The organism is Croceicoccus sp. BE223, assembly GCF_031457155.1.
Taxonomy (GTDB): Bacteria; Pseudomonadota; Alphaproteobacteria; order Sphingomonadales; family Sphingomonadaceae; genus Croceicoccus.
In genome coordinates this window covers 300,907-316,653 of sequence record NZ_JAVDWB010000003.1, presented here as the reverse complement: position 1 = coordinate 316,653, position 15,747 = coordinate 300,907, and the positions used below count along the sequence as shown (strand labels likewise).

Here is a 15,747-nt window from a genome sequence, read left to right as displayed (position 1 = left end):
GCAGACCGGGCTTTTGGGGGATAACGGCCATCTCGCTCGCGCATCGTGCCATATTCGTGCCACAGTCTCGTAACATTGGAAACGGCCTTCGGGATCTGTTCGGCACATTGGGTTCACGTATTCGACGAGGCGGCTCGTGCATCGCAGCCTTCCCCTGAACTGTCCGGTCAGGCCGGATTAAGGGGTCGGGCTTCTAAAGCGGGCTTCTTTTGCAACTTGACGGGAAAGCAACAGCTACATGACGCAGATCGCCACAACGGCCGGCGCCACGCTTGATCCCACGCCAAACGCGGACACGCTGCCGCGGCGGCTCGCCGATTTTCCGACTTTCGCCGATGCGGTCGATTACGCGGCGCAAGGTGCGCGGGGCCTGAACTTCCACGATCCGCGCGGCAACCTCGCCCGCGTCTATCCCTATTCCGAGCTGCGCGACGATGCGCTGGACATGGCCCGCCGCCTGATCGCCAGCGGCGTGCAGCCGGGGGACCGCATCGCGCTCGTTGCCGAGACCGGACCCGATTTCGCGGCGCTGTTCTGCGGCGCGGTCTATGCCGGCGCCTGGCCAGTGCCGCTGCCGCTGCCGACCAGCTTCGGCGGCAAGGAAAGCTACATCGACCAGCTTGCCGTGCAATTGCAGTCGAGCGATCCGAAAATGCTGCTCTACCCGGCGGAAATCGCCGCGATGGCCGGTGCCGCCGCCGAACGCCAGGGGTGCGAGGGCATCGACTGGGAAAGTTTCGCGCAGCGCGAGGCCGCCCAGTGCGAGCTGCCCGAACTCAGCCCCGACGACATCTGCTACCTGCAGTATTCGTCCGGCTCCACGCGGTTTCCGCACGGCGTGGCGGTAACCCACCGCGCGCTGATGTCCAACCTTGCCGCCCATTCGCACGGGATGTGCGTGGGAGAGAACGACCGCTGCATCTCGTGGCTGCCGTGGTATCACGACATGGGCCTCGTCGGTTGCTTCCTGTCGCTGATCGCCAACCAGGTTTCGGGCGACTACCTCAAGACCGAGGATTTTGCCCGCCGCCCGCTCGCCTGGCTCGACCTCATCAGCCGGAACAAGGGCAACTCGATCTCGTACTCGCCGACCTTCGGCTACGACATCTGCGCCCGTCGCATTTCCAGCCAGTCTAACGTTGCCGAACGCTTCGACCTGTCGCGCTGGCGGCTGGCCGGCAACGGGGCCGACATGATCCGCCCCGACGTCATGCAGTGCTTCGTCGATGCCTTTGCCGATGCCGGTTTCAAGGCCAAGGCTTTCACCCCCAGCTACGGCCTGGCCGAGGCGACGCTGGCGGTCACCATCATGCCGCCGGGCGAAGGCATTCGCGTCGAACTGGTCGAGGAAGAGCGCCTGTCGGGCACCCCGCGCGACCTGTCGCGCCCGGCCCGCTACCGCGCCATCGTCAACTGCGGCAAGGCGGTGAAGGACATGGAACTCGCCATCCACGGCGAGGACGGCCACCCGTTACCTGACCATCATATCGGCAAGGTGTGGTGCGCGGGACCGAGCGTCATGCACTCCTACTTCCGCGATCCCGAGGCGACCGAGGCGTGCCTTGTCGACGGCTGGCTCGACACCGGAGACATGGGCTACATGGTGGACGGTTACCTGTTCATCGTCGGCCGCGCCAAGGACATGATCATCATCAACGGCAAGAACCACTGGCCGCAGGATATTGAGTGGGCGGTGGAACAGCTCCCCGGTTTCCACCAGGGCGACATCGCCGCCTTCGCCGTTCAGGCCGACAACGGCGAGGAAGTGCCCGCCGTTCTGGTCCACTGCCGCGTGTCGGACCCGATCGAACGGATCAAGCTGCACGACCAGATCCGCGACAAGGTGCGTTCGATCACCGGCATGAACTGTGTCGTCGAACTGGTGCCGCCGCGCACCCTGCCCCGCACGTCGTCGGGCAAGCTGAGCCGCGCCAAGGCCAAGAAGCTTTATCTGTCGGGCGAGATCGAACCGTACCGGGTCGCCGCCTGATCCCGACCGGCTGGAGAGGGGAGGGAGGCCCCGAGCAGGGTCTCCCCCAATTCGAACCGGCACCGATCGGAGCTGTTCGCGAAGCTCAGGCCCCTGCCCAGATTAACGGCCAGATCACCATGCCCAGCCCGACCAGGCTGATCAGGAACACCAGCGTGCGCACCTTCGGCACGCCCGCCCAGTAAAGCGGCAGGTAGACGATCCGCGCGACCAGCCAGATCCAGCCGCCGAGCGCGGTCCACTCGCTGGTCTTGTCCGCGACGACCACGCCTAGCAGCGCGATGATCGCGATCGGCAGGGTTTCGAGGTAGTTGCCCCGCGCCCGACCGAGGCGACCGGCGATCGGGTTGAGCGGCGGCAGGTCCTCGTCCCTGGCGCCCATGTTCCATTTCGCACCGTATTGTTTCGTCTTGTAGTGCGCCTCGGTAAAGACGTGCACCAGCAGCAGGATCGCCGCATAAACCAGGATCCGTATTTCGATCGCCATCGCCATTCCTCTCGATGAGGGTTGCCGCCAAACCTGGCCCATAGCCAGTGCCCGGATGAAGGTATCGTCCTGGCTGGGCGGTTTGGCCAGAGGAAGGATGCGCGGGACGACACGAGGCATTGGGCTCCTCGTATGGTGCAGTGCAAAAAGATCGCCTCGCGGGGTTCATTTGCCCCCTCGCCCGACCTACCTTCCCCGCGATGAGCCATCCGAATCAGAGCGCGAGCACGCACCCCCACGAAACCGGCCACCTTGCGGACCTCGAACTCTGGCCCATCGGCAACTGCCAGGCTTCCGCCCTCGTCGACCGGCACGGCACCTTCGTCTGGGCCTGCATCCCGCGGGTGGATGGCGATCCGGTCTTCTCCTCGCTTCTCGACCACGGCAAAGGTGACGAGGCGCGCGGCTTCTGGTCCATCGCGATGGAGGGCGGACGCGTCACCAGCCAGTCCTACATCCGCAACACTCCGATCCTGAAGACGACCTTTGCGGACGAGGCCGGCAACGCGCTGGAAGTGCTCGATTTCTGCCCGCGCTACCAGGACAAGGGCCGGATGTACCGCCCGGTCGCATTCGCGCGCATCGTGCGGCCGACGGCGGGCAGTCCCCGCATCACCATGAACCTGCGCCCCGCCGCCGAATACGGCGCGCGCGACCCTGAACGCAGCTTCGGGTCAAGCCACATCACCTTCCGCCACCCGGCCATGGCCATGCGCCTGACGACCGATGCGCCGATCGGGCTGGTGCAGCAGGAATCGCCCTTTCGCGTCGAACGGCCGCTGCACTTCTTCTTCGGACCCGACGAAAGCTTTTCCACGGGCCTCGAAAGCGGGATCGGCGACATGCTCAGCCGCACCGCGAAGGAATGGCGCCATTGGGTGCGCGGCCTCGCCATCCCGTTCGAATGGCAGGACGCGGTCATCCGGGCCGCGATCGGCCTGAAACTGTGCCAGCACGAGGATACCGGCGCGATCGTCGCCGCGCTGACCACCTCGATCCCCGAACACGCCGATTCCGGCCGGAACTGGGACTATCGCTATTGCTGGGTGCGCGACGCCTATTACACGGTCCAGGCGCTGAACCGCATCGGCGCGCTGGACGTGCTGGAAAGCTACCTGGGGTTCCTGCGCAACATCGTCGACAATGCGAAGGGCGGCCACATCCACCCGATGTTCGACGTGCGCGGCAATCCCGAACTGCCGGAAGGCGAGGCCGGGCACCTCGCCGGCTATCGCGGCATGGGTCCGGTCCGCATCGGCAACGCCGCGTGGTACCAGGTGCAGCACGACGCATACGGCCAGATCGTGCTGTCGAGCGCGCAGGCCTTCGCCGACCGCCGATTGCTGCGGATATCCGGGATCGAGGATTTCCACCGGCTGGAAAAGGTCGGCGAACGCGCCCTGTCGGTGTGGGACCAGCCCGACGCAGGCTTGTGGGAACTGCGCAATTCGACGCATGTGCACACCTATTCCGCCGCGATGTGCTGGGCCGCCTGCGACCGGCTCGCCCATTCGGCGCAAGTGCTGGGGCTGGACGAGCGCGAGGCGTACTGGCGCGAGAATGCCGCTCGCCTGCGCGCGGAGATCATGGCGCGCAGCTGGAACGAGGACGAGGGGCTGATCTCGGCGGTGTTCGGCGGCGTGCAGCGCGACGCCAGCATCATCCAGCTCCTCGACCTGCGCTTCGTGTCCAAGGACGACCCCAAGATCCACGCCACGCTCGACGCGGTGGAGAAATCGCTTCGCCGCGGCGACCACATGCTGCGCTACAACACCGCCGATGATTTCGGCATGCCGCACACCGCGTTCAATGTCGCCACCTTCTGGCTGATCGAGGCGCTCTCGCTGACCGGCAAGGCGGACGAGGCGCGCCGCCTGTTCGAGGTCATGCTCGACCGGCGCACCGGTGCCGGGATGCTGAGCGAGGACATCGATCCGGCCAGCAACGAGCTATGGGGCAACTATCCGCAGACCTACTCGCTGGTCGGGATCATCAATTGTGCGGTCATGCTGTCGAAAAGCTGGAACGAGTATCGATAGGGCATAGCGATGGCATCCCTTGAAAGGCGTGTCTTACATCGCTAATACAGTTGTCGATCCGGAGCGGATTTTCCGCCCGATGCGAACGGGATGACCATGGCCGAACAGCCGACCGCACCAGTTGCCGCGACTGCCACCGCAACGCCGCTCACCCTCGAACCGCCGAGCCCCGTGCCCGAAGTGCGCGCCGAACAGGCCGTCGGGCTTGTCCCGGTGGGCGACGACACCAAGTCCAAGCTGGAGGCGAAAGTCGATCTCTTCGTGTCCGACCTTGTCGCGCAGGACACCAATTCGCCCGAATTCGGCAAGAAGGTGGACCAGCTGACCAGCATGGGCCGCAAGGAGATCATGGCCGCATCGGGCATGTCCAACCGCTTCCTCGACCGCCCGGTCAAGGCGATGGACGCCGACAGCGGCATCGGTGCCGATCTCACCGAACTGCGCCGCACGGTCGAGGATCTCGATCCCGGCCGCAAGGGCAAGATGACCGGGCGCAAGTTCCTCGGCATCATCCCCTTCGGCAACAAGCTGAAGAACTACTTCGACAGCTACACCAGCGCGCAGGGGCATATCCAGTCGATCCTCGCCCGCCTTGCCAGCGGCAAGGACGAGCTGCTGATGGACAACGCCGCCATCGACGTCGAACGCGCCAAGCTGTGGGACGCGATGGGCAAGCTGGAGCAGATGATCCACATCTCGCGCACGCTGGACCAGAAGCTGGAGGACGCGGCAAACGACCTCGACGCGACCGACCCGGCCAAGGCCAAGGCGATCCGCGAGAGCGCGCTGTTCTACACCCGCCAGCGGACGCAGGACCTGCTGACCCAGATGGCGGTGAGCGTTCAGGGCTACCTCGCGCTCGACCTGGTCAAGAAGAACAACGTCGAACTGGTGAAGGGCGTCGACCGCGCCAGCACCACGACCGTGTCGGCGCTTCGCACCGCGGTCACCGTGGCGCAGGCGATGACCAACCAGAAGCTGGTGCTGGGCCAGATCACCGCGCTCAACACCACGACCGCGGGCATTATCGATTCGACCAGCACCATGCTGCGCGACCAGACCGGGAAGATCCACGAACAGGCGGCGTCGAGCACGATCCCGCTCGAAACGCTGCAGCGCGCGTTCCAGAACATTTACGACACGATGGACACCATCGACACCTTCAAGGTGAAGGCGCTCGATTCAATGAAGCAGACGGTCGACACGCTGGCGAACGAGGTCGAACGCTCGCGCGGGTACATCGCCCGGGCCGAAGGTGCCAACAAGGCGCAGGTCGAGGTGCAGGCCAACCCGCTGCTGAGCATCGAGGGCTGACGCGGGCGCGATGGACAGCACCCACGAATCCGATCGCATCCTGAACGCCGGGCGCAACAGCCTCGTCGTCAACCGCGCCGGGGGGCACCACCGCCGCTCCATCGGCGAAGGTTCGGCGCGGTTGAAGCGCGAGCACGCCGCAGCCCGGCTGAAGCGCGTCCTGGTCGCGGTCGCCGCCATCGTGGTGGCGGCGATGGGCTTCGGCCTCTTCGTCTCAGCGCTCGGTTTCGAGGGGCTGTTCGTGACCGTGCTCGCGATGATCGTTGCGGTCGCGGTGCTGACACGCTTCCCGAAGATGAGCATGCCGCGGCGCGACAACCTCGCGCGTGGCGACCTGATCGAGAACGTCGCCAGAACCGAGCTCTGGCTCGAATCGCAGCGGCCCGCCCTGCCCGCACCGGCCCAGCAGATCGTCGACGGCATCGGCGTCCAGCTCGACGGGCTGGGCCAGCAGTTGCGCCATCTGGACGAGAACACTCCCGCCGCCGTCGCGGTTCGCGGGCTCATCACGCGCGACTTGCCCGAGGTGGTGGAAAGCTACACCCGCATCCCGCGCCATCTTCGCGCACAAGGCAGCGCCGGCTCGACCCCTGACAGCCAGCTGGAGGACAGCCTGCGCTCGATCAGCCGCGAGATCGACACCGTGACCCGGCAACTGGCCGAAGGCGCGCTCGACGCGCTGGCTGTCCGCAGCCGCTATCTCGACTATAAGTACGGCGATGCGATGGACGAGGGCGAAATGCCCCGCCTCTCGGCGCCCGACACCCCGCTTACCCCAGCCGCGCCAACCGCTCCGGCGCTGGGGACCGAGACACCATCATCCAAGGAAAACTGACATGCGCGTAGCCGTGCCGCACTCCCTCTCGAAGGAAGAGGTGCGCCGTCGCCTCGACAGCAAGCAGGATTCGATCGCCAATTTCGTGCCCGGCGGCATGGCCGACATCGAGACCGAATGGGCGAGCGAAGACCGGATGCTGATGACGATCCGCGCGATGGGCCAGGCCCTGACCGGAAACGTCGATATCGAGGACAGCGAAGTCGTCTTCACCATCGACCTGCCGCCCGCGCTTTCCTTCGTCGAGCCGATGATCCAGGGCGCGCTCGCGGACAAGGGTCGCAAGCTGCTCTCCTGATCTAGAGATCGCGATCCAGTTCGAGGAAGCTCAGCGGCACGCGCAGCTGGGCCGAGGCGACGCGCGTCTCCATCAGGAACAACACCAATCCCCACAGTAGCAGGCCGATCGCCAGCGCGAAGCAAAGCGCCACCAGCGGCTCGGTCGAAGCGTGGACGAACTGGCTGCTGAAGATTGCGACGACGCACAGGCCGATGGCGATCGCACTGAGCACGAGCGCCAGCTGTGCCCGGCTGATCAGGTAGGTGCGCCGCGCGAGCATCCGCAGTTCGCGGACGCTCGCGTCATGGTCCTCGCCTGTCGTCGAAAGAAACGACTTCTGCATCTCGCGCGTGCGGTCGACGACGCGCGCGTGGCGCGATGCGAGCATGTTGAGGATGTTGCCGATGGCGACCAGCACGAACACGGGCGCCAGCGCCAGCTGGATGGATTCGACGATCATTCCGGGTTTCTAATCGAGGCGGTCGGTCCCCGCAAACGCCGCCCTGCTCCGCCCGGTTTCACAGCGGGCGGGTAATCAGGCATGTGCCCCCCGGCGCGATGTCGAGCGCCTCGACGGCGTCGACCAGCGCGCATTCGCCGACCGCGACCGGGCTGCCGCCGACAGTGACTCCGTCGGACCGCGGTATGGCGAGCAGTGCGCCCGGATAATCGGCCACAAGCTCTGCCCCCATCGGGCCGTCGACCCGGTCGAGCACGAAGAAGGGGCCGGAAACCAGACGTATCGTCCCTGTCGGCGAGACATGCCGGGCCAGACCCATGTCGTAAGGCTCGCCCTTTGCCACTGCCAGCCCTTCGTCCAGGTGCAGTTCGCGCGGCCGGCCATAGTCGTGGAGCCGGTAGGTGATGTCGCTGTTCTGTTGCACCTCGATCAGGCTGACCCCGGCCCCGATGGCGTGGACGGTGTTGGCCGGGATGTAGAAGAAGTCCCCCGCCCGCACCTCGTGCCAGACCAGCATGTCTTCGATCGAGCCATCTAGCGCCGCGGCGCGCAGGGTGTTTGTATCGGCATGATCCGCAAAGCCGATGCCCAGCGTCGCGCCCGGTTCGGCGTCGATCACGTACCAGCATTCGGATTTGCCCTGCCGCCCCTTGCCCGCAGCCTCCGACTGGTCATCGTCGGGGTGGACCTGCACCGAAAGCTTTTCGGTGGTGAAGATGTACTTGACCAGCAACTGGTCCAGTTCGGCGGGCGGCTCGAACCAGATCTCGCCGATCCGCTGCCCGTCGGGGGCGGTGAACGGGGCAGGCAAGCGGTCCTTGCCCCAAGGCTTCTCGACGCTGATTGTCGGCAGCACCCGGCTCACTGGTTGACGGCCCCGGCAAGCTTGCCGACTTTCTGTGCGCCCTCACGCGTGGTGACCAATACCTCGTCGCCGTCGACCACGACGACGACATCGGTCAGCCCGATGACCGAAACGCGTGGCCCGTCGGTATCGACCATAACATTGCGGCAATCGACTAGTTCCGCGCGACCGCGCACGGTGTTGCCATCCGCGTCGCTGGCAACAGCGGCATGCAGCGCGTGCCAGTTGCCGATATCGGACCAACCCATCGAGACGGGGACCATCGCCGCCTGCGAAGTGTTTTCCATCACCGCGTAGTCGACGCTCTCGCTCTCGATCCGGGCGAAAGCGTCGGCGCCCGGATAGAAGCGACGACCTTCGGTGTGGCCGGAGGCAACCGACTGGCGCGCGCAATCGGCGATTGCGGGGCGGTATGCGGCCAGTTCGTCCATGAACGTGCCCGCCCGAAAGGCGAAGAGCCCGCCATTCCAGCTATAGCCGCCCTCCGACAGGAACTGCTCGGCTCGCTCGCGGTCCGGCTTTTCGACGAACCGCTCGATCCGCCAGGCCCCGTCACCGATCTCGTCGCCTTGCTTCAAATACCCGAAGCCCGTTTCGGGAGCGTCGGGCGTGATGCCGAAAGCGACCAGCCACCCCTCGCCCGCAAGCTGCGCCGCGCGGGCGGCCGCGGCGTTGAATGCATCGCAGTCGGCGATGTGATGATCGCTGGGGCAGACGAGCATGACGTCGTCTTCGTCCATGCGGCAAGCGGCCAGCGCGATGGCGGCGGCGGTGTTCTTCGCCATCGGTTCGACGATGACCTCGCCGCCGTCACCGGCCAACTGCGCCTCGACATGATCGAGATGCGCGGCACCGGTGACCACGACGGGCGCTGCAAACAGGTCCGGGTCGCCGCAGCGCTTCAGCGTAGCGATGAACAGCGGTTCGTCGTCGACCAGCGGGATGAATGGCTTCGGCTTCGTCGCCCGTGACCGGGGCCACAACCTCGTCCCGCTGCCGCCGCACAGAACGACCGGAACCAATTTCGCCATGCCAGACCCTATTCCATGATTTTCAATAGATTATCGACTGTCGTGGTCGCAAAACCGACCGCACTATCGGATATGCCGTAAGGGACCAGAAGTTCCTCGCCCATCAACAGCGCGCCGCAGGTATAGACCACGTTGGGGACATAGCCGGCCCTGTCGCCGTGCTCGGCAGTAAGCACCGGCGCGACAGAGCGGGCGAGAACCTTCGACGGGTCGTCACGGTCGAGGAGTGCACAACCGAGCGCATACTTGCGCATCGCGCCAACCCCATGGGTGAACAGCAGCCAGCCGTGTTCGGTGAGCAGCGGACTGCCGCAGTTGCCGATCTGGATGAACTCCCACGGATACTTCGGCGTCATCAGCAAGGCGCCTTCGTCGTCCCAGCACTCGAGATCGTCCGAAGTCAGCAGGAACAGGTTCTTGCCGTCCTGCCGCCCGACCATCGCATACTTGCCGCCGACCTTCTGCGGGAACAGCGCCATGCCCTTGTTTCGCCCGGCCCGGCCCTTGATCGGTTCGAGCGTGAAGCTCTTGAAATCGCAGGTCCGCATCAGTTCGGAGCGGATCGCCCGCCCGCTGTAAGCGGTGTAGGTCCCGATCCATTCATAGTCGCCGCCGCCGTGATCGAACCGGACGAGGCGCAGGTCTTCGAGACCCCCCGCCTGCTGTTCGGTCACCGGGAAGATCACGGTGTTGGAAAGGCTGGAATCGGGGTGCCGGTAGACGGTCACCGCCTCGTCACCCGCCACTTCGGCGATCGCGCTGTCGGCGGCGGTGGCGAAGCTGGACTGCGGCCAGAGCGTGAAGTCGCCGCCCGGCTGGAAGATCCCTTCGCGAAAGGCGATGGAACTGATGTGCCCCTCGCCCACCGCGCGCAACGACATCACGAAGCGGCAGGCACCGCCCGCCATGCCCGACTGGTCGGGATGCGGAACGATCGACGGGTTCATCAGCGCGGCGGCGGCATAGGTGTATTCGTGGCAGAAATAGCTGCCGATGAGCTTGCGCCGCATCTCGCTGAATGCATTGCCGTCGAGGCCCAGCACGTCCTCGACCTCGGCATAACGTTCCAGGAACATGCGTTCGGTCTGCCAGTGCCGTTCGGCGAAGTCGTTCGCCACGCGGCGGTATTCGAGTTCGGCCTGCTCTTCGCTCAGCGCGGAAATATCCTGCACCAGCTTGAAGGCGCGATTGCCATCTGCGGTCCGGGCCTGCCAGCCCAGGTGAAACGGTCTTAGAACGACGCGGGAGGGATCAGCCTGTAGCCTTTCATCGGCGATGCGCAGCGGGCTCTCGGGATATTCGGTCGTTCGCAAGGATATCTCCACCCGAATCGGCGCGCCGGGTCTGCGCCAGCGCTACCATGCCATAGTGCGCCAGTTGAAATGCCAATATGGATTCCGCCCCGCAATTCCGGTTCGGCCCGCGCGCGGTGATGCCGTCGCGGCAGCGGCCGGTGGCGATGTCTCCCAAGGCCACACCGCGATCGTTGTCGCCAAGGAACCAGCGATAGGCGGCAAGCGCATGGCGATACCAGTGCTCTTCTCCGTCGACACGGTACGCCGACTGCGCCGCCTCCACCGCTGCCTGCGCCTCGAGCGGCTGCTGGTCGAACGGGAGATTTTCGTGCGGCTTGTGGAAACTGTCTGAACCGACCGCGCGGAAATGTCCCGATGCCGAGCTCTGCTGCGCCGCGATCCAGCGCAGGCTCGACAGCCCGGCCTCGATCCAGTCACGCCGGTTCAGGGCGCGGCCCGCCTCGATCAGCGCCTGCGACAGGCGGGGGTTGTCGTAGCCCAGCACGGCCTCGAACCAGGCCCAGTCGGGACGCCGCGATTCCTCCAGCAGGTTGCAGAGAAGCGAGCCTGCACGCTCCATCAGCGCCAGCGCGCCGGCATGGTCACGTTCCCCTTCCAACCGGCCCGCCGCGCCGAGCACGGCAAAGGCGATGGCGCGCGGCGAGTCGATGTTCGCGAAACCCTGGAGCGCGGCGTCGAACAGGCCCCGCGCCCACCAGCGGAGGTCCTCGCTCCGTCCGTTGACGGCGGTGTCGCCAAGGGCCCATAGCGCACGACCGTTGGAATCGTCCGAGCCGTAGTCCTCGCACCACACCCGGTCGTAGCCCATGAAATTCCGGAACCGCTGCCTATCGGGATTCCAGGCGTGCTGGATGAAGGCCGCGAACGTGTCGGACAGCCACTCCGCCTCGCCGCTGGCGAAGCCTTCGGCGCGATTGACCAGCATCAGCGCGCGGGCGTTGTCGTCAAGGCAATAGCCATGACTGCGGTCGGGCACCGTCCCGATGGCATGCTGGATCATGCCCACGGCATCAACCATCGTGGTAAACCCGATCAGGCCCGGCGTCGCAAAAATGCGCGATGCCGCGACCGAGACGTCGCTAGCGGCCTTTTCGACAAGCCATGCGGCGGCATCGGCAAAGCGCGGCCAGATCGTCTCGCGCCCCTTGGCATAGGCCTTGCGCTGCATGGCGGCGAGCCGGTCTCGGTTGGCCAGCAGGTCGCTTACCGCGTGCGCGATCGCCAAGTCCGAATTGGGCTCGATCAGTTCGCCGACGCCATCGGCCAGCAGTTCGCGGGCGTGGAGATAAGGGGTGGACACCACCGCCTTGCCCAACGCGACGGCGTAGCTGAGCGTGCCCGAGGTCGACTGCTGCAAGCCCGGATAGGGCGTGATGTAGATGTCGCAGGCCTCAAGCTGGTCGAGCAGTTCCGAGGTATCGACAAAACGGTCGACCCATTCGATGTGGTGCTCCACCCCAAGTTGCCCGGCCAGCGCCTGCAATCCCTCGCGATAGCTTTCGCCATCCCGAGCGACGAGGTCGGGGTGCGTCGCGCCGACGATCCGGTAGATCACATCGGGATGGACCTCTGCAATCGCGGGCAAGGCCTTGATCGCCGTCTCGATCCCCTTGCCGGGGCCAAGCAGGCCGAACGTCATCAGCACCGGGCGATCTCCCAGCCCCAGCAGGTCCTTGAACCGGGACTGGCGACCGAACGGCCGATCCGGCGCGCCATGCGGGATCACCGAAAGACGCTCGCGCCCGACGCCGTACATGCCCGCCAGCAAGTCTGCCGCGTGCTGCGACATCACCATGACCTGCGAGGCGCGGGAAAGCAGGTGCCGCAGGATTTCGCGCTGCTTCGGATTGGGATCGGCGAGGACGGTGTGGAGCGTGAGGATTAACGGCGCAGCCAGCCGGTCGACGAAATCGCAGACCATTTCGCCGCAGTCGCCGCCGAAGATGCCGTATTCATGTTGCAACCACACGGCATCGACACCGCTTTCGTTGATCGCACGGGCGGCGCGGAAATAATCCTCCCGATCGTGCTGGGCTATCGTGCCGGCAAGTCGGGAATAGGCTGTGTTCGAAATGGGGTCTACCAGCGCGTAGACCTCGACCTGCATCTCGGGGTGATACCGGCCGAGTTGCTCGACGAGATCGCCGGTGAACGTGGCGATCCCGCATTTGCGCGGAACGTAGGTTCCGATGACAGCCATCCTGCGATGGATCGAACGCGGCTTGGGAGAGGGGAAGAGCGGGAAAACCCCCGCTTCCTCGATTGACCTCGTGCCGCTGATCACATCCGCCATCCTGGTCACCCCGTGTTACGCTGGTTAATGCTGAAGCAATTCTTCAGCGACGTGGCGGTTCCTTCGCAATTGCGGAATTTTCGAGTCGCAGAAGGCGACTCGTCGCAAAAGTATCACGCTTGGCGGGAATGTTGATATATGTTTATCGCAGATGCGAAAGAAAATCGCAGATGCGGCAGATCTCCCCTGTCTTCTAGCGCTCAGCGCCACCACCACTGCTTCCAGCCCACCTTCTCCGATACGGCGTTCCCGTTGGCATCGATGGCGGGCTTGTAGCGAAACCGCTCGATCACGAGCTGGCAGGTGATCCGATCCACCTCGGGATTGCCGCTGGAACGAGCGACCCGACAATCGCGAGTGGCTCCCTCGGGAGTCACGGTGAAGTGGACGATCACGTAAGCCCCGTTGCGATCGTCGGCACTGGCGCGCGGATAATCCCTGGTGCGGATTTCGCCGGACACCTTTTCGGCGCGACGGGCGAAGGGCACCCCGCCGCTGCCCTGCCCGCTGCCGCCGCTGCCGGTGCCAACGCCCGGTCCACCGCCGCCGGTCCCGATGCCCCCTGCCGCCGCACCGGACCGGTTTTCGGTGCCGGTGTTGGAAACGGGCGGCGCTGGGGGCGATTTCTTCTTGGGAACCCGCGCGGGCGGCGCGCTGATTTCCTTGGCCTTGGCAGTGGGCGCGGCCTGTCCCGAAGCGCCCTCCGGCTCGACCTCCTCGACCTCTTCCGGCTCCGGCGTGGGCGTCGCGACGAGGGGCACATCGAACGAGACGATCGACTTCACGGCATCGGGCACGACGTCGATGTCGAATGCGCGCAGCAATGCGAACACGGCGCCAACGTGGATCAGCGCGACCACGACGACCGTAGCCAGCTTGCGACCGCTCATCCGCTCTTTGGCCCTGGCCACGGCGCGGCTGCGGCGGGTTTCGACGATTTGCGTGGAGTCCATCTCGCTTCAACGACGCGCAGTGCGCGTGCGTTCCCGAAAACCCTTGCCGGCCCGCCCGTGACCGGATGGCGTGACAGGCCGCTATGATGACGTCGAAGACAGCGAGGGTGATATGGCCTACATTCTGGTAGCCGACGACGACGAGATCCTGGTCGGGATGGTCCGGCACCGCCTGACCATGGCGGGGCACGAGTGCGTGACCGTCGAGGACGGCGAGCAACTGCTGCAACGGATGCGTTACCGCCTCGCGGATGCGATCCTGCTGGGCGCGATGATGCCGGTGAAGGACGGCATGGAAACGCTCTTCGCGTTGAAGGGCAATCCGAAATCCGCGCCGATCCCGGTGGTGATGATGACCGCCCGCCGCAGCGAGACCGACGTGCTGGCCGCCCTGAAGGCGGGGCCTCGGACTATGTCAGCAAGCCCTTCTCGCCCGAAGACTTGGCCTTGCGGATAGGGGGACTTCTGGTGCGCAAGCGGTTCGTTTCGGAGGAATGCGGCCCGCGCCACAGCCTTCACTGACTTGTCAGAAAAGGCCCAGTGTCGGGTTCGACAGCATCGTCAGGATGCCGCCCATGGCGATCGCGACGCCGTAGGGCATGACCTTTTCGCCCTTCGCCACCTTGCGCCCCGAAACCTTGAAGATGATCAGCCACGCGATCGCGACGATCAGGCCCGAGATCGCGATGGAAACGAACAGGCCCAGCGCTTCCGTCACCGGGAACCACGCCGCGCTGGCGGCATAGAACTTGGCATCGCCGCCGCCCCACATCTTCAACGCGAAAATGATCATCGCGACGATCAGCGCCCCGACGAAATGGCCGAGGCCCGAGAGGCCGACTTCCCAGCCAGACAGCGCCGTCACCAGCACCAGCCCGGCGACCAGAAACGCGGCGTTGAGCCAATTCGGGATGCGGCGGGTCATGATGTCGTAGCCGGCGCCGGTCAGCGCAAACAGGACGAACACGGCGGCAAGCGCGACTGCGGGGGTGTTCACGCCTTGGCGATCCTCAAAAGGTCAGGTGCCTGGTCTGTCGGCAGTCTGGCGGCGATCAATCGCGCTGCGCCCGTGCGGCGGGCGAATTGAGCACGATGCGGATGGGATAGGCCTTGCGGGCCTGAGCGCCGCGGCGAGCGAGCTGCGCGACGCGAAGCGAGGAATTGCGCCCTTCCACCGTGATGCCGACGTTCGGATGGCCCTTTTCCGCGAGATGCACGGCTCCGGATGCTTCCGCGCCGATGCGAACCTGCCCGGTGCTGGCGCGGGCCAGTTGGGTTGCGGGCGCACGCTCAACGCGGACGGCGCCGGTCAGCTCGCGCTTGCGCGGTTCAGCCCGGGCCGTACGAGCGGCAGGCTGAACGACGGATGCGGCGGGGGCTGCGGCCGTCGGAACTGCGGCCACAGGGGCAACGGCGTCGGCGAGCGAAGCGGTCGGCAAGGCCGGGTCGTTAACCGCCATCTCCACCGGAGCGGCGTCGGGCAAGGTCGGCATCAGGCCGCGCCCCTCGAGCCGGGCCAGGTTGCGGGCAAACCGCTCATCCTCCGGTGCGGCGGCCACCGCACGGGCAAAGAACGATGCGGCCAGATCATCGCGGCCGATCTGGGCATAGGCGATGGCCATGCCGTTGTAGGCCTCCCCCGCGTAGCGCGGGTCGTAGGAGGCTTGCCGGAATGCGACTACCGCTTGGGTCGGACGGCCGGCCTTCAATTCGGCGCGGCCCGTGGCGAGGCGACGTTCGAAATATTCGGACATGTCGAAATCCTGCGCCGAAAGCGAGGCCTCTTTGCCCCCGCCGAACACCTGGCACCCCGAAAGCGACGTCGCTGCGAGCATCAGCCCGCCCAGCATGACGATCTTGCGCATCAGTCTTACCCCCCTTTGG

At 65.7% G+C, this 15,747-nt stretch carries 15 protein-coding genes; 6 read left to right on the top strand and 9 right to left on the bottom strand.

Going from position 1 to position 15,747, the window contains the following annotated elements:
- Nucleotides 1-238 precede the first annotated feature (238 nt).
- Nucleotides 239-1,990 (top strand): fatty acyl-AMP ligase, encoded by a 1,752-nt coding sequence (locus J2X37_RS09040; RefSeq protein ID WP_310020215.1) that lies wholly within the window; start codon nt 239-241, stop codon nt 1,988-1,990.
- Between the two features lie 85 nt (nt 1,991-2,075).
- On the opposite strand, the gene J2X37_RS09035 is transcribed toward J2X37_RS09040, so the two are convergent.
- On the bottom strand, nt 2,076-2,477 hold the full coding sequence (locus tag J2X37_RS09035; RefSeq protein WP_310020212.1) for an MAPEG family protein: 402 nt from the start codon (nt 2,475-2,477) through the stop codon (nt 2,076-2,078).
- 200 nt (nt 2,478-2,677) lie between these two features.
- Between J2X37_RS09035 and J2X37_RS09030 the strand changes: the two genes are divergently transcribed.
- The 4 genes from J2X37_RS09030 to J2X37_RS09015 all read left to right on the top strand — a co-directional run bounded on the left by J2X37_RS09030 (nt 2,678) and on the right by J2X37_RS09015 (nt 6,963).
- A complete protein-coding gene (locus J2X37_RS09030) occupies nt 2,678-4,516 on the top strand; it encodes a glycoside hydrolase family 15 protein (RefSeq protein WP_310020210.1) in 1,839 nt (612 codons plus the stop codon).
- A gap of 96 nt (nt 4,517-4,612) precedes the next feature.
- Nucleotides 4,613-5,830, top strand: coding sequence for a toxic anion resistance protein (locus tag J2X37_RS09025; protein ID WP_310020208.1), 1,218 nt, complete (start codon nt 4,613-4,615; stop codon nt 5,828-5,830).
- Between the two features lie 10 nt (nt 5,831-5,840).
- On the top strand, nt 5,841-6,665 hold the full coding sequence (locus J2X37_RS09020) for a hypothetical protein (protein WP_310020206.1): 825 nt from the start codon (nt 5,841-5,843) through the stop codon (nt 6,663-6,665).
- Nucleotide 6,666: 1 nt separating this feature from the next.
- A complete protein-coding gene (locus tag J2X37_RS09015; RefSeq protein WP_310020204.1) occupies nt 6,667-6,963 on the top strand; it encodes a polyhydroxyalkanoic acid system family protein in 297 nt (98 codons plus the stop codon).
- Between the two features lies 1 nt (nt 6,964).
- Here J2X37_RS09015 and J2X37_RS09010 read toward each other — a convergent pair whose 3' ends face one another.
- The 6 genes from J2X37_RS09010 to J2X37_RS08985 form a co-directional block, all read right to left on the bottom strand.
- Nucleotides 6,965-7,405 carry a DUF2721 domain-containing protein gene (locus J2X37_RS09010; RefSeq protein WP_310020202.1) on the bottom strand — a complete coding sequence of 147 codons (441 nt, stop codon included), beginning with the start codon at nt 7,403-7,405 and terminating at the stop codon, nt 6,965-6,967.
- A gap of 58 nt (nt 7,406-7,463) precedes the next feature.
- Nucleotides 7,464-8,270 carry a class I mannose-6-phosphate isomerase gene (locus tag J2X37_RS09005; protein ID WP_310020200.1) on the bottom strand — a complete coding sequence of 269 codons (807 nt, stop codon included), beginning with the start codon at nt 8,268-8,270 and terminating at the stop codon, nt 7,464-7,466.
- Entirely contained in the window at nt 8,267-9,301 is a 1,035-nt protein-coding gene (locus J2X37_RS09000; RefSeq protein ID WP_310020198.1) for a sugar phosphate nucleotidyltransferase, read from the bottom strand. Before J2X37_RS09000 ends, J2X37_RS09005 begins: the two co-directional genes overlap by 4 nt.
- Nucleotides 9,302-9,309: 8 nt before the next feature.
- Nucleotides 9,310-10,584, bottom strand: coding sequence for a glycoside hydrolase family 130 protein (locus J2X37_RS08995; protein ID WP_310020366.1), 1,275 nt, complete (start codon nt 10,582-10,584; stop codon nt 9,310-9,312).
- On the bottom strand, nt 10,568-12,910 hold the full coding sequence (locus J2X37_RS08990; protein ID WP_310020196.1) for a glycosyltransferase family 4 protein: 2,343 nt from the start codon (nt 12,908-12,910) through the stop codon (nt 10,568-10,570). Before J2X37_RS08990 ends, J2X37_RS08995 begins: the two co-directional genes overlap by 17 nt.
- 200 nt (nt 12,911-13,110) lie before the next feature.
- Nucleotides 13,111-13,863, bottom strand: coding sequence for a TonB family protein (locus J2X37_RS08985; RefSeq protein WP_310020194.1), 753 nt, complete (start codon nt 13,861-13,863; stop codon nt 13,111-13,113).
- Nucleotides 13,864-13,933: 70 nt separating this feature from the next.
- Between J2X37_RS08985 and J2X37_RS08980 the strand changes: the two genes are divergently transcribed.
- Nucleotides 13,934-14,320, top strand: coding sequence for a response regulator (locus J2X37_RS08980; protein ID WP_310020192.1), 387 nt, complete (start codon nt 13,934-13,936; stop codon nt 14,318-14,320).
- Nucleotides 14,321-14,389: 69 nt separating this feature from the next.
- Here the strand turns inward: J2X37_RS08980 and J2X37_RS08975 are convergent, their stop codons facing one another.
- Together J2X37_RS08975 and J2X37_RS08970 are read right to left on the bottom strand one after the other, a co-directional pair.
- On the bottom strand, nt 14,390-14,860 hold the full coding sequence (locus J2X37_RS08975; RefSeq protein ID WP_310020190.1) for a prepilin peptidase: 471 nt from the start codon (nt 14,858-14,860) through the stop codon (nt 14,390-14,392).
- A gap of 55 nt (nt 14,861-14,915) precedes the next feature.
- Nucleotides 14,916-15,713, bottom strand: coding sequence for a tetratricopeptide repeat protein (locus J2X37_RS08970; protein ID WP_310020188.1), 798 nt, complete (start codon nt 15,711-15,713; stop codon nt 14,916-14,918).
- Between the last annotated feature and the right edge of the window lie 34 nt (nt 15,714-15,747).

Excerpts from the sequence above, each read along its gene's own strand:
- J2X37_RS08985 (WP_310020194.1), bottom strand. The coding sequence starts at position 13,863 with ATGGACTCCACGCAAATCGTCGAAACCCGCCGCAGCCGCGCCGTGGCC.
- J2X37_RS09015 (WP_310020204.1), top strand. The coding sequence starts at position 6,667 with ATGCGCGTAGCCGTGCCGCACTCCCTCTCGAAGGAAGAGGTGCGCCGT.
- J2X37_RS09040 (WP_310020215.1), top strand. The coding sequence starts at position 239 with ATGACGCAGATCGCCACAACGGCCGGCGCCACGCTTGATCCCACGCCA.
- J2X37_RS09025 (WP_310020208.1), top strand. The coding sequence starts at position 4,613 with ATGGCCGAACAGCCGACCGCACCAGTTGCCGCGACTGCCACCGCAACG.
- J2X37_RS08970 (WP_310020188.1), bottom strand. The coding sequence starts at position 15,713 with ATGCTGGGCGGGCTGATGCTCGCAGCGACGTCGCTTTCGGGGTGCCAG.
- J2X37_RS09020 (WP_310020206.1), top strand. The coding sequence starts at position 5,841 with ATGGACAGCACCCACGAATCCGATCGCATCCTGAACGCCGGGCGCAAC.
- J2X37_RS09010 (WP_310020202.1), bottom strand. The coding sequence starts at position 7,405 with ATGATCGTCGAATCCATCCAGCTGGCGCTGGCGCCCGTGTTCGTGCTG.
- J2X37_RS09030 (WP_310020210.1), top strand. The coding sequence starts at position 2,678 with ATGAGCCATCCGAATCAGAGCGCGAGCACGCACCCCCACGAAACCGGC.
- J2X37_RS09000 (WP_310020198.1), bottom strand. The coding sequence starts at position 9,301 with ATGGCGAAATTGGTTCCGGTCGTTCTGTGCGGCGGCAGCGGGACGAGG.
- J2X37_RS08990 (WP_310020196.1), bottom strand. The coding sequence starts at position 12,910 with ATGGCGGATGTGATCAGCGGCACGAGGTCAATCGAGGAAGCGGGGGTT.
- J2X37_RS09035 (WP_310020212.1), bottom strand. The coding sequence starts at position 2,477 with ATGGCGATCGAAATACGGATCCTGGTTTATGCGGCGATCCTGCTGCTG.